Source organism: Gordonia sp. (in: high G+C Gram-positive bacteria) (assembly GCF_047606305.1).
Taxonomy (GTDB): domain Bacteria; phylum Actinomycetota; class Actinomycetes; order Mycobacteriales; family Mycobacteriaceae; genus Gordonia.
This window is the reverse complement of sequence record NZ_JASGER010000114.1, coordinates 1-12,751: the sequence shown is the minus strand read 5'-3', so window position 1 is coordinate 12,751 and position 12,751 is coordinate 1. Positions and strand designations below refer to the sequence as shown.

14 protein-coding genes are annotated in these 12,751 nt (G+C 71.2%); 8 read left to right on the top strand and 6 right to left on the bottom strand.

What is annotated here, in order from left to right:
• Positions 1-75 precede the first annotated feature (75 nt).
• From ispF to rlmB, 3 genes are read left to right on the top strand one after another with little or no spacing between them, the layout of a single operon-like run.
• Positions 76-540: a 2-C-methyl-D-erythritol 2,4-cyclodiphosphate synthase gene (gene ispF, locus QM634_RS15095; RefSeq protein WP_415043597.1), complete on the top strand. Its 465-nt coding sequence runs from the start codon at positions 76-78 to the stop codon at positions 538-540.
• Between the two features lie 11 nt (positions 541-551).
• The gene (gene cysS / locus QM634_RS15090; protein ID WP_415043596.1) at positions 552-1,946 is read left to right on the top strand and encodes a cysteine--tRNA ligase; all 1,395 of its coding nucleotides are present in this window, start codon (positions 552-554) and stop codon (positions 1,944-1,946) included.
• Entirely contained in the window at positions 1,946-2,896 is a 951-nt protein-coding gene (rlmB, locus tag QM634_RS15085) for a 23S rRNA (guanosine(2251)-2'-O)-methyltransferase RlmB (protein WP_415043595.1), read from the top strand. Before cysS ends, rlmB begins: the two co-directional genes overlap by 1 nt.
• A gap of 72 nt (positions 2,897-2,968) precedes the next feature.
• On the opposite strand, the gene QM634_RS15080 is transcribed toward rlmB, so the two are convergent.
• Complete coding sequence (locus QM634_RS15080) at positions 2,969-3,760, bottom strand: LamB/YcsF family protein (RefSeq protein ID WP_415043594.1); 792 nt, start codon at positions 3,758-3,760, stop codon at positions 2,969-2,971.
• A 2-nt stretch (positions 3,761-3,762) separates the two neighbouring features.
• On the opposite strand from QM634_RS15080, the gene QM634_RS15075 reads away from it, so the two are divergent.
• Genes QM634_RS15075 through QM634_RS15060 form a run of 4 tightly spaced genes read left to right on the top strand, consistent with a single transcriptional unit; the run spans position 3,763 to position 7,125 of the window.
• A complete protein-coding gene (locus tag QM634_RS15075) occupies positions 3,763-5,346 on the top strand; it encodes a carboxylesterase/lipase family protein (RefSeq protein WP_415043593.1) in 1,584 nt (527 codons plus the stop codon).
• Between the two features lie 14 nt (positions 5,347-5,360).
• Positions 5,361-5,855, top strand: a complete 495-nt coding sequence (locus tag QM634_RS15070) for a DUF2599 domain-containing protein (protein ID WP_415043592.1) — start codon at positions 5,361-5,363, stop codon at positions 5,853-5,855.
• 44 nt (positions 5,856-5,899) lie between these two features.
• On the top strand, positions 5,900-6,490 hold the full coding sequence (locus QM634_RS15065) for a TIGR03086 family metal-binding protein (RefSeq protein ID WP_415043591.1): 591 nt from the start codon (positions 5,900-5,902) through the stop codon (positions 6,488-6,490).
• A gap of 2 nt (positions 6,491-6,492) precedes the next feature.
• Positions 6,493-7,125: a maleylpyruvate isomerase family mycothiol-dependent enzyme gene (locus QM634_RS15060; protein WP_415043590.1), complete on the top strand. Its 633-nt coding sequence runs from the start codon at positions 6,493-6,495 to the stop codon at positions 7,123-7,125.
• On the opposite strand, the gene QM634_RS15055 is transcribed toward QM634_RS15060, so the two are convergent.
• From QM634_RS15055 to QM634_RS15035, 5 genes are all read right to left on the bottom strand, one after another.
• Positions 7,122-7,958 carry a metal ABC transporter permease gene (locus QM634_RS15055; protein WP_415043589.1) on the bottom strand — a complete coding sequence of 279 codons (837 nt, stop codon included), beginning with the start codon at positions 7,956-7,958 and terminating at the stop codon, positions 7,122-7,124. The genes QM634_RS15060 and QM634_RS15055 overlap by 4 nt on opposite strands.
• Complete coding sequence (locus tag QM634_RS15050) at positions 7,951-8,736, bottom strand: metal ABC transporter ATP-binding protein (RefSeq protein ID WP_415043588.1); 786 nt, start codon at positions 8,734-8,736, stop codon at positions 7,951-7,953. Before QM634_RS15050 ends, QM634_RS15055 begins: the two co-directional genes overlap by 8 nt.
• Positions 8,733-9,722, bottom strand: coding sequence for a metal ABC transporter solute-binding protein, Zn/Mn family (locus tag QM634_RS15045; protein WP_415043587.1), 990 nt, complete (start codon positions 9,720-9,722; stop codon positions 8,733-8,735). Before QM634_RS15045 ends, QM634_RS15050 begins: the two co-directional genes overlap by 4 nt.
• 78 nt (positions 9,723-9,800) lie before the next feature.
• Positions 9,801-10,361, bottom strand: coding sequence for a TetR/AcrR family transcriptional regulator (locus QM634_RS15040; protein ID WP_415043586.1), 561 nt, complete (start codon positions 10,359-10,361; stop codon positions 9,801-9,803).
• On the bottom strand, positions 10,358-11,614 hold the full coding sequence (locus QM634_RS15035; RefSeq protein ID WP_415043585.1) for a cytochrome P450: 1,257 nt from the start codon (positions 11,612-11,614) through the stop codon (positions 10,358-10,360). The genes QM634_RS15040 and QM634_RS15035 overlap by 4 nt, the downstream gene beginning before the upstream one ends.
• A gap of 52 nt (positions 11,615-11,666) precedes the next feature.
• Here QM634_RS15035 and mshA point away from each other — a divergent pair.
• Positions 11,667-12,751 (top strand): D-inositol-3-phosphate glycosyltransferase (gene mshA / locus QM634_RS15030; RefSeq protein WP_415043584.1); only part of this gene is annotated, 1,085 nt, incomplete at its 3' end.

Here is a 12,751-nt window from a genome sequence, read left to right as displayed (position 1 = left end):
GGGTGGGACTGATGCGGGTGGGAATCGGCAGAGGGTGGGACTGATGCGGGTGGGAATCGGCAGAGGGTGGGACTGATGCGGGTGGGAATCGGCACAGACGTGCACAAGATCGCCAAGGGACTGCCCTGCTGGCTGGTCGGTCTGCACTTTCCCGACGACGACGGCTGCGAGGGGCACTCCGACGGTGACGTCGGTGCGCACGCGCTCTGCGACGCGGTGCTGTCGGCGGCCGGACTCGGCGATCTGGGCAGCGTGTTCGGGACCGGCCGTCCCGAGTGGGACGGCGTGTCGGGCCTTCGGATGGTCGAACACGTCGCCGAGCTGGTGGGGCAGGCCGGCCTCGTCGTCCTCAACGGATCGGTGCAGGTGATCGGCAACCGGCCCCGGATCGGTCCGCGCCGGCAGGAGGCCGCGCAGGTGCTGTCGGCGGCCCTCGGCGCGCCGGTGTCGGTGTCGGCGACGACCACCGACGGACTGGGCCTGACCGGCCGCGGCGAAGGCATCGCCGCCGTCGCCACCGCGCTGGTCACCGGCCGGTAGGATTGCGCGTCGTGACCCTTCGCCTGTTTGACACCGCGGCCCGCGAGATCCGCGAGTTCCGCCCACTGCACGACGGGCGCGTGACGATCTACCTGTGCGGGGCCACGGTCCAGGGGGTCCCGCACATCGGTCACGTCCGCAGCGGAATCGCCTTCGACGTGCTGCGCCGCTGGCTGGCGCACGAGGGCAACGACGTGTTGTTCGTCCGCAACGTCACCGACATCGACGACAAGATCCTGCGCAAGGCCGATGAGGCCGGCCGTCCCTGGTGGGAGTGGGCCGCGACCCACGAGCGCGCCTTCGACGACGCCTACCGCTCGCTGGGCGTGCTGCCGCCGTCGGCCGAGCCGCGCGCCACCGGGTTCGTCCCGCAGATGATCGTCTACATGCAGCGCCTCATCGACCGCGGGCACGCCTACGTCGCCGACGGCAACGTCTACTTCGACGTGCGGAGCCTGCCCGACTACGGCGCGCTGTCCGGCCACAAACTCGACGACGTCCACCAGGGCGAGAGTGCCGGCACCGGCAAGCGCGACCCGCGCGACTTCACGCTGTGGAAGGCCGCCAAGCCCGACGAGCCGTCGTGGGACACCCCGTGGGGACCGGGCCGCCCGGGTTGGCACCTGGAGTGCTCGGCGATGGCCACCGGTCTGCTCGGCCCGGAGTTCGACATCCACTGCGGTGGCATGGACCTGGTGTTCCCGCACCACGAGAACGAGATCGCCCAGAGCCACGGCGCCGGCGACGGGTTTGCCCGGTACTGGCTGCACAACGGCTGGGTGACGATGAGCGGCGAGAAGATGAGCAAGTCGCTCGGCAACGTCGTCGCCATCCCGGAGATGCTGCGCAAGGTCCGGCCGGTGGAGCTGCGCTACTACCTCGGCAGCGCCCACTACCGGTCGATGCTCGAGTACTCCGAGGGTGCGCTGACCGAGGCCGCGACCGCCTACCGGCGCGTCGAGTCCTTCGTGCGACGGGTCGACGCGCGGGTGGCGCCGGTCGCGGTGGGCAAGGTCCTGCCGGAGTTCGCGGCCGCGCTCGACGACGACTTGGGCGTGCCCGCCGGACTGGCGGTGATCCACAACGCCGTGCGGTCGGGCAACACCGCCCTGGAGAATGGCGACAGCGACGCCGCCGTCGAGATCGCTTCCTCGGTCCGGGCGATGATGGGCATTCTCGGCGTCGACCCGATGGCCCCGAATTGGCTTGACGCACAGGATGATTCGTCGGCCATGACGGCGCTCGACGTCCTTGTGCGCGCCGAACTCGACCGGCGGGCGCAGGCCCGCGCGGACAAGGATTGGGCGGTGGCCGACGAGGTGCGCGACCGCCTCGCGAAGGCGGGGGTCGAGGTCACCGACACCCCGGACGGCGCGCAGTGGCTACTGAAGGAAGGCGGTGCGTGATGGCCGGAAACTCCAAGCGCCGCGGCGCGGTCCGCAAGTCGGGCACCAAGAAGGGCCAGACCGTCGGGTCCGGCGGTCAGCGACGTCGTGGCCTGGAGGCCCGCGGCGCGACGCCCAAGGCCGAGGACCGCGTCTACCACGCCGCCCACAAGCGCAAGGCCGCCCAGAAGAAGCAGGCGGTGGGTCGTCGACCGCGCAAGGACGAAGACGGCCCCGAGTACGTGCTCGGCCGCAACCCGGTCGTCGAGTGCCTGCGGGCGGGCGTGCCCGCCACGGCGTTGTACCTGGTCAGCGGCGGACCGGCCGACGAGCGCGTCACCGAGGCCGTGCAGACCGCCGGGGCCAAGGCGATCCCCATCCTCGAGGTCACCAAGAACGAACTCGACCGCATGTCGGCGAACGGTCTGCACCAGGGCATCGCCCTGCAGGTCCCGCCGTATGAGTACGCCCATCCCGAGGACGTCATGGCGCAGGCCGTCGCGTCGGGACAGCCGCCCCTGCTGGTGGCGCTGGACAACATCACCGACCCGCGCAACCTGGGGGCGGTCATCCGCTCGGTCGCCGCGTTCGGCGGGCACGGCGTGCTCATCCCGCAGCGGCGCAGCGCGAGTGTCTCGGCCGTCGCGTGGCGCACCAGTGCCGGAGCCGCGGCGCGGCTGCCCGTCGCACAGGCGCCGAACCTCACCCGCACCCTCAAGGAGTGGGCCAAGACCGGCGCGCAGATCGTCGGCTTGGACACCGAGGGGGCGGTCAGCCTCGACGACTACGACGGCACCGGTCCGACGGTGATCGTCGTCGGCTCCGAGGGCAAGGGGCTGTCGCGCCTGGTCCGCGAGACCTGCGACTCGGTCCTCGCCGTGCCGATGGCCGGCGACGTGGAGAGCCTCAACGCCTCCGTCGCCGCGGGCGTGGTGCTCGCCGACTTCGCCCGCCAGCGCCGCCAGGCCTGACTCGCGCGAGCGGAATACCGTCGCGCGTGGCCGATCGTCGACGCGCGAGCACAATCCTCACGCGCGAACCATTCAGCGACTGATCGGCGCAATCGCGACGCCGGCGGCCAGCAGCGCGTCGCGGGTGGCGCGCGCGTGCTCGACCGCCCCGGGGGTGTCGCCGTGCAGGCAGATCGACTCCGCGTCCACGGTGATGACCGCGCCGTCGACGGCGGTGAGCGTGCCGGTGGTGACCAGCTCGACGACCCGTCGGGCGATCGCGTCGGAATCGGTGAGCAGCGCGCCCTCCTCGGTGCGCGGGACGAGCGTGCCGTCGGACCGATAGCCGCGATCGGCGAAGGCCTCGGTGATGACCGGCAGCCCCGCCTCCCGGGCGAGCTGCAGCACCAGTGACTGCGGCAGACCCATCACCGCGAGACCGGGGTCGACCGAGCGCACGGCGTCGACGACCGCCGCGGCCTGCTGCTCGTCGGCGACGACGGTGTTGTACAGCGCACCGTGCGGTTTGACGTAGGTGACGCGGGCACCGGTCGACGACGCCAGCGCCGCGAGCGCGCCGATCTGATAGACGATGTCGGCCCGCAGGTCCTCCGGGTCCATCGCCATGTGGCGGCGGCCGAAGCCCGCGCGATCGGGATAGGACACCTGGGCGCCGATTGCGACCCCGCGACCGTGTGCTTGCGCACAGGTCCGCGCGAGCAGCGTCGGCGACCCGGCGTGGAAGCCGCAGGCGATATTCGCGCTGGTGACGACGGTCAGCATCGCTTCGTCGTCGCCGACTCCCTCGCCCAGATCGGCGTTCAAATCGATGGTGGTGGCCACGGTTTCCAATCCTAGGAGGTCTACCCTTGGGAACCATGACATCGATGAATGACTTGATCGCCACGGCCGAGGGCCTGGTGGTCGGTGTGCGCGGCAAGCGCCTGCGCGCCGGCACGATCAGCTGGAAGGGCATCCCCTTCGCCGCGCCGCCCGTCGGGCCGCTGCGCTTCCGCGCGCCGCAGCCGGTGCAGCCGCTCAAGGGCAAGTTCTACGCGAACTCCTACGGCACCGCCGAGATCCAGGACAAGCTCTACACCGCCGTCGGCGCCGGGCGGTTCCAGCCCATGGGCGAGGACTGCCTGAGCCTCAACGTGTTCTCGCCCGATCGCATCTCGGCCAACCCGCGGCCGGTGATGGTGTTCATCCACGGCGGCGCCTACCTCCTCGGCACGACGGCCACCCCGCTCTACGACGGTGCGCTGCTGGCCAAGGCCGGTGACGTCATCGTCGTGACCGTCCAGTACCGCTTCGGCCCGTTCGGCTACCTCGACTTCTCGCAGTACGCGAGCGACGAGCGGCCGATCGACGACAACCTCGGGTTGCGCGACCAGGTCGCCGCGCTCGAGTGGGTGCAGCGCAACATCGCTGCCTTCGGCGGCGACCCCGACAACGTGACGGTGTTCGGCGAGAGTGCCGGCGGCTCGTCGGTCACCGCCCTGCTGGCGACGCCGGCCGCCGAAGGACTGTTCCACCGCGCGATCGCCGAGAGTCCGGCCAACGAGCTCAACATCCCCAAGGACACGGCCGATCACCTGGCGCAGGAATTCGTCAAGATGCTCGCCGACCGCTCGTACCGAGCCGGCAGCGGGGGAGCCCCGGTGGATCCGGCACGGGCGCGCGAGCTGCTCGACAACGCGTCGCCGTGGGCCCTGCACAAGGTGAGCAAGAAGCTGACCGCCTACACGCCGCAGTCGGGCACCGGCGAGTTCCTGCCGTTCGGGCCGACCTTCGGCACCGACTACCTCCCGCTCGAGCCGAACCAGGCCGCGCGCGTGGGCAAGACCCACAAGGTGCCGCTGATCATCGGGACCAACCGCGACGAGGCGAACCTGTTCACCCGCGGGATGAGTCTGCTGCCGGGCAAGGAGCGCGATTCACTCGAGGGCGTCTTCCCGACTGGCGAGGAGGTCTTCATCAGCGTCGCCGACGACAAGAGCCGCACCGCGCTGGCCGAGGCCTACCGCGTGGGCCACCGCGGGGGCGATCCGGTCCACATGCTCGGCGATTCGGTGTTCTGGGGCCCGGCGGTCCCGTTCATCGAGGGGCACAGCGCCGCGGGCAACCCCACCTACGTCTACCGGTACGACTTCGACACCAAGGCGCTGCGCGCCAGTGGCATGCGCGCGACGCACGCGACCGAGCTGTTCGCCGTGTTCGGCGCCTACCGCACCGCCATCGGTGCGGGCCTGGCGGTCGGGGACTGGCGCAGCACCGGCAAGATCACCCGCGTCATGCAGGGCCACTGGACCACGTTCGCGCGCACCGGTTCGCCCGAGCTGCAGTGGACCCCGTACGCCGCCGACCACCGCGACATGATGGTGTTCGACACCCACTCGCGGATGATCCACGATCCGCATCCGGACCGCCGCGAGGCGTGGATGCGGGCGCACGGCCAAGTGCCGGCATGATCCGGGGTACCCGCGTGAGGCGCACCGCGGCGATCGGTGCGACGGCGGCCACGCTGCTGGTCGGGGTCGTGGCCTGCGGCGGCTCGTCGGACCGGGAGGACATCGGCTGGACCGCTCCGCCTCTGAGTTCGGCCGTGGCCGACGAGACGTCGGAGGTGCCGACGGTCTCGGTGGTCTACCTGCCGCCGCCATACATCGACCACACCGAGTGGGTCGAGACCGCCGTCGGGCCGAGCCTGCAGGTCTACCCCACGGCGAACGGCCGTCGCGTGACCGCTCCGGACGCGCAGGGCAAGGCGTGGCGGGAGGTCGTGGCCAAGTCCAATCGCTACGGGCAGTACTCCGCTCGCACGCCGGGCATGCGCGCCCAGTTCGACTGCCATTGGACCTGGGCGCGGGCGGTCCAGCCGGACAAGGCGTCGTGGAACCTCGAACCGGCGCGGCCGGTCGTCACCGAGGACCAGATGATCGCGACGCGCTGCAATCCGGGCTTCGCCGAGGAGTACTGACGCGTAACGGCGCGAATGTCGGACCCCGCGCCGATACTGGGTCCATGGCTGACGACGACGTACTCACGATCTATCGCGACGGACTCGACTTCTTCGGGTCGACGGTGCAGGCGGTGCCCGACGGTGCGTGGCGGCGGTCGTCGCCGTGCGCGGGGTGGACCGCGCTCGACGTGCTGGGCCACGTCGGCGAGACGACCCGCCTGGGTGCGGTGATCTTGAAGGGCGAACCCTTCGAGCCGAGTTCGTACGACCCGCCGGGCACGGCCGTCGACGGCGACCCCGCATTCTGGTGGAACCAGCAGGCGGCCAAGGCCCGGCAGACCTTGGGCGATGGCGTCGACCTCGACCGCGAGGTGGACAGTCCGATGGGGCGGCGCACCGTTCGGGAGGGCCTGTCCTTCCCGGCCGCCGACCTCTACCTGCACGGCTGGGACCTGGGCACGGCCACCGGTCAGCAGGTGGTCATCCCCGACGAGGCGATCGCCTTCATCCGCGGCATGTTCGCCTACATCCCCGAGGACGCGGCCCGACGCCCCGGCGTCTTCGACGCCGCCAAGCCCGCGCCGGAGGGAGCCAGCCCCACCGAGGAGCTGATCGCGTTCACCGGTCGGGATCCGCGACACGTCGGCGGTTGACGATGAGACTCTCCGTCCACGACCTCGCCCGGGCGGAGCGGAGCAGTCTGGCCGAACTCCTCGGCTCGCTGACGCCCGACGAATGGGATTCCCCGTCGCTGTGTGACGGCTGGTCGGTGCGCGACGTCGTCGCCCACCACCTCAGCTACGACGAGTTGCCCACCGGTGCACTGCTGGCGCGGTTCGCGCGGAACCTGGGACGGTTCGACCGCGCCAACGACGACGGTCTCGGCGAGATGGCGGGCGTCGGGCCGGAGCAGCTGAAGGGGCTGCTGGACCGGCACCTGACGCCGAGCGGATTGCCCACCGCCTTCGGCGGCCGCATCGCGCTGCTCGACTGCATGGTCCACCAGCAGGACATCCGCCGCCCGCTGCGGCGCCCGCGGGAGATCCCGGCGCAGCGCCTGATCCCCGCACTGGACTTCGCGCGGTGGGCGCCACCGATCGGTGCGCGGAGCCGGATCAAGGGCTTGGCGCTGGTCGCCGACGACCTCGACTGGTCGGCCGGCCGCGGTCCCCGCGTCGTCGGGCCGGGCGAGGCGATCCTCATGGCCATGGCGGGCCGGCGCGGCGTCGTCGACGAGCTGTCGGGGCCCGGTGCCGATCTCCTGCGCGAACGCCTGGGGGAGGGTTAGGCGCCCGCGTGCACCCGGTTCCGGCCGAACCACCGGCAGGCCAGGTAGATCACGAACGAGATCGTCGTGACGAACACCGACACCGGCAGACCCGGCGCCAAGGACAGGATGAGACCGCCGATCGCGGCGATCTCGGCGAACAGGATGGCCAATCCGGTGACGACCGCCGGATTCGACGACAACCGCATCGCCGCCGCACCCGGTGTGATGACCAGTGACATCACCAGCAGGGCGCCGATGACCTGCACGCCCTGGGCGCAGGCCAGGCCCATCAGGACTGCGAACACGACCGACAGCAGGCGGGTCGGAACCCCGCTGGCGAGGGCGACGCGCGGGTCGACCGAGGCGAACAGCAGTGGTCGGTAGATCACCGCGAGCACGACGACCACGACCAGTGCGGTGATGGCGACGGCCAGCAGCCGACCGGTGCCCACGCTGACGACCTGGCCGGTGAGCAGCGCGAATCCCTGCTTGGCGTTGCCGTACAGCGCGAGGAACAGCACGCCCAGACCCAGGCCGAATGCCATCACTACGCCGATCACCGAATCGCGCTCGCGGGCCCGATTGCCCAGGATGCCGAAGGTGAGGGCGGCGATGACGGCTCCGACGATCCCGCCGAGGTTCACACTCACCCCGGCGAGCAGCGCGGCGGCCGCGCCGGTCACGGTCAACTCGCTGATGCCGTGAACCGCGAAGGACATCTGGCGGGTGACGATCAGAGGGGAGAGCAATCCACCGATGAGCCCGAGCAGGGCGAGCGCGATGACCGCCTGTTGGACGAAGTCGCGGCCGAGGAGGTCCGTCGTCGTCGCAAAGTTGAAGAACTCAGCCAACGGACGACCTGTCGTGACAATGCTGGGCGTCCTCGGTGCCGAGCACGAGCAACCGGTCGTCGACGCGCACGACGTCGACGCGGGTGCCGTACAGGCCGGAGAGGACCTCGGTGGTCATCACCTCGTCGGGGGTACCGATCGCGAATTTGCCGCCAGCCAGGTAGAGCACCCGGTCGACGTACGGCAGGACCGGGTTGATCTCGTGCGTCACGAGCAGGAGCGCGGTGTCGGCCTGGTCGCGACGCTGGTCGAGCAGGCTCAAGATGCGCTGCTGGCTGCCGGGGTCCAGGCTGGCGAGCGGCTCGTCGCACAGCAGGAGCTCGGGGTCGCGGGTCAGGGCCTGGGCGATGCGCAGTCGCTGCTGCTCGCCGCCGGAGAGCAGGCCGAAGGGCCGGTCGGCGAAGCTCGCCGCGTCGACCTGCGACAGGGCCGCGTCGACCAACCCGCGGCGCCGTCGGCGACCGCGCCAACCGATTCCCCAGGCGCCGCCGTCGACGCCGAAACCGACGATGTCGCGGCCGCGGACCGCGAGCGGGTCCGCGTCGTCGGCGTGCTGCTGGGGCACGTAACCAACTCGGCCGTGGACCTCGATCGTGCCGGCGGTCGGCGGGATCTGGCCCAGCAGCATGCGCAGCAACGACGTCTTGCCCGAGCCGTTGGCGCCGAGGATCGCGATGAACTCACCCGGGGCGATGTCCAGGTCCAGTCCGCTCCACAGCACCCGGTCGTCGAATTTCAGCTCGACGTCGGTGAGGCGCGCGACGACGGCGTCGGTCACTTGTCGAGCGCCTTGGCGAGGGCGTCGATCTGCGCGCCCTGCCAATCGACGTACGACGTGACGCCGGCCGGCAGCGTCTCGGTGAGGTTGACGATCGGCACGCCGGCCTTCTCGGCGGTCGTGCGCACCGAGGCGGTGACCGAGTCGGTGTTCTGCGTGTTGTAGAGAATCGCCTTGGCGGTCCGCGAGGTGAGCAGGTCGTCGAAGCCGGCGCGGTCGGCGGCCGACGGGGACTGGCCGTTCTCGACGGCCGCGGTGAAGGCCGGCGGAGCCGCGTCGACGAGGCCGGCGGCCTCGATCAGGTACCCGGCCAGCGGCTCGGTCTGGACGACCTTGGTGCCGCGGTGCTTGGCGGCGATGCCGTCGACCTTGGCCTGGAGGCCGTCCATCTGCTTGCCGAACTCGGCGGCGTGGCTCCGGTAGTCCGCGGCGTGGTCGGGGGCCTTGCCGGCCAGTTCGTCGGCGAGCTTGTCGGCCGCCTTGCGCACCGCGGTCAGGCTGTAGAAGACGTGCTCGTTGGGCGCGTCCGAGTGGTGGACGTGACCGGCGTGGTCCTCGTCGTGCTCATCACCGTGCTCGTGTTCGTGTTCGTGCTCGTCGGTACCGGCGGGGATGCCGATGAGCGAGGCGGCGTCGATGACGTCGGCGTTGCTCGACTTCTTCGTCGCGTCGGCCATGTACTGGTCGTAGTGGGCGCCGTTCATCAGCACGATGTCGGCGTCGGCGATGCTCGCCGAGTCCGAGGCCGAGGGGTTGAACTCGTGCGGGTCGCCGTCGGGCGAGCTGTACAGCGTCTTGACGGTTCCGAACTCGCCGACGATGGCTTTGGCCACCGAGCCCCACACGTCGGTCGAGGTGACGACGAGGGGCCGGGTCACCGACTGGTCATTGCTCGAGCAGCCGGCCAAGGCGGCGGTGACGAGAGCGAGAACGGCAATCGCGGCAGCGGCGATGAGGCGTTGGGCGTGGCGCACGGGGGTCTCCATCTACGGGCGTTAATGAAAATGGTTTCCGAAAGCATAGCGCGCAAGTGGCCGCTGTGCGCAGCGGGATGGGGAAAGCGGTCAGTGCAGGACGACGGGCACGACGAACTCGCGCAGCATCCGCACCTCGTCCTCGGGGGAGGATCCGGGGGTGCTGAGCAGCGACAACATGACGCGGACCAACCATCGGGCGCGGTCGGCGACGGCGGGGTCGTCGCCCCCCTCCGGTCCGGCCAGGAAGCCTCGGGCCACCGATTCGACGGCGGGTGAGACGGCGCCCAGCTGGGCCGCCGTGGCCATCCCGTCGGCTCGGAACCAGTTGGCGAACGCCGGGTTCTCGCGGACCAGGCGCAGTGCGGTGGTGACGGCCTCGATCAACCGATCGCCCGGATCGCCGGTCGTCGGTGCCGCATCGATTTGCTTGGCCAACCGGCGCGCCGAGCGTTCGATGAAGGCCGCCTGGACGGACTCGCGACTGGGGAAATAGCGGTAGAGGGTCGCCCGCGAGCAGCCGACCGCGCTCGCCAGGGCGCGCATGGTCACCCCGTCGACGCCGTGCTCGGCGTACAGCTCCTCGGCGGTGTCGAGGATGCGCCGCGCGACGGCGTCGGTCCGTTCGGCTTGCCAGTCGACGACGGTCATCGGCGCGCCCCCGGGGTGAACGGGATGCACTCGGGTCGGCGCACGTAGTTGCCCGGAGCCCACCGGATGCCGCTGTCGTCGACGTCGAAGTCCGGGAAGCGGGCGAGGATCTCGGTCAGTGCGACGCGGGCCTGCATGCGGGCCGCGGCCGCGCCGAGGCAGTGGTGGTTGCCGTGGCTGAACGTGAGGATGGTGCGCGGGTTGCGGGTGACGTCCAACTCGGCGGCGTCGTCCCCGAACCATTCCGGGTCTCGGTTCGCCGCGCCGTAGCAGAGCAGCACCTTGCGCCCGACGGGAATGGTCACCGGGCCGCGCGGGGTGTCCGGGTAGTCGACGTCGCGGGTCGTCGTCCGGGCCAGCCCTTGCGCGGGCGAGGTGAGTCGGAGGAATTCCTCGACCGCCGGCGCGATGAGGCCCGGGTCCTCGACGAGCAGCCGTCGCTGGTCGGGGTTGGCGGCCAGCAACTGCAGACTCCCGCCGAGTGAGCCGGTCGTCGTGTCGTTGCCGCCGGCGACCATCGTGAACGTGAAGGCGAGGATCGACAGGAGACCGTCGGGGTCGTCGGCCCGACCGGCCTCGACGAGTGCGGACACGGTGTCGTCGCCCGGGTTGCGCCGCCGGAAGTCGATCAACTCGGCGAAGTAGCCGAGCATTTCGGCAGTCGCGTTGCCCGCGCCCGTCGCCGCGGCGGCCATCCCGCCTGCCGCATTCGCCCCGACGATCGCCTGCGTCCAGCCGTCGAACCTCGACCAGTCCTCCTCGGGCACGCCCAGGTAGTGCGCGACGACCATCGAGGGCAGCGGCTTGAGGAGCCGCCCGACGATGTCGACGGTGCCGCCGTCCGCGATCTCGTCGAGTCGGTCGGTGACGAACGCGCGGACGCGCGGCTCGACGTCGACGACCTGCTTGGGCGTGAAGCCGCGCGCCACCAGCTTGCGGAACTCGGTGTGCGCCGGCGGGTCCTGCATGACCATCGGCGGGTGGTCGGCCATGCCGATCGCCTCGAGCTCACCGTAGGTCACCGTCAGTCCCTGGGCCGAGGAGAAGGTCGTGGCGTCGGCGGCCGCCGCCCACACGTCGGCGTGGCGGGTGAGCACCCAGTACTCGCCGGGGTCGGCGCCGGCGGGTTCCGTCGCGACGCGGTGCACCGGGTCGTGGGTGCGCAGGGCGTCGTACATCGGGTACGGGTCGCGCCAGGTGTCGCCGGAGCACAGGCGAAACCGCGGACGGTCGTGCGACAGGACTGTTGTCATGTATGGAGAATAAGACACTTTGCACGATGTGTCTAACGGCTAAGCTGGAGTCATGCCATCCGCACACCCGCGACCGTCGGCGCTGCCGCGCCGCATCGCGGTGATCTCCGTGCACACGTCGCCCCTGGCGCAGCCGGGCACCGGCGACGCCGGCGGCATGAACGTGTACGTGTGGCAGACCGCGCTGCGCATGGCCCGCCGCGGGGTGCAGGTCGAGATCTTCACCCGCGCCACCTCCTCGTCGGACGAGCCGGTGGTCCGGGCCGCGCCGGGAGTGCTGGTCCGGCACGTGCAGGCCGGCCCGTTCGAGGGCCTGGACAAGGCCGATCTTCCCGCCCAGCTGTGCGGCTTCTCCGCCGGGGTGCTCGGCGTCGAGGCGACCCAACCCAGCGGCTACTACGACCTGGTCCACTCGCACTACTGGCTCTCCGGCCAGGTGGGCTGGCTCGCGGCCAACCGGTGGGGCGTCCCGCTCGTGCACACCGCGCACACCCTGGCGGCGGTCAAGAACGCCTCGTTGGCCGAGGGGGACGTCGAGGAGCCGCGCCTGCGGATCATCGGCGAGCAGCAGGTCGTCGACATCGCCGATCGCCTCGTGGCCAACACGGCCACCGAGGCCGGCGAGCTCGAGACGATGTACCACGCGAATCCGGACAAGATCGACATCGTCGCCCCCGGCGCCGACCTCGACTGCTTCACGCCCGGCTCGCGCGCCGATGCTCGCGCGGAACTCGGGTTGAGCCCGGACGAGCAGGTCGTCGCCTTCGTCGGCCGCATCCAACCGCTCAAGGCCCCGGACGTGCTCCTTCGTGCCGCCGCACCGCTGATCGCCTCGGCCCGGGAATCGGGCCGCACCCCGCTGCGGGTCGTCGTCTGCGGTGGCCCCTCCGGCAGCGGCCGCGAGCACCCGACCGCGCTCGCCGACCTGGCCGACGAACTCGGGATCGCCGACCGCGTGACCTTTCTGCCGCCGCAACCGGCGCCGATGCTCGCCCAGGTCTACCGGGCCGCGGACGTCGTCGCCGTGCCCAGTTACTCGGAGAGCTTCGGCCTCGTCGCGGTCGAGGCGCAGGCGTGCGGCACGCCGGTGCTGGCCGCGGACGTCGGCGGGCTCGGCGTCGCCGTCGACGACGGGCG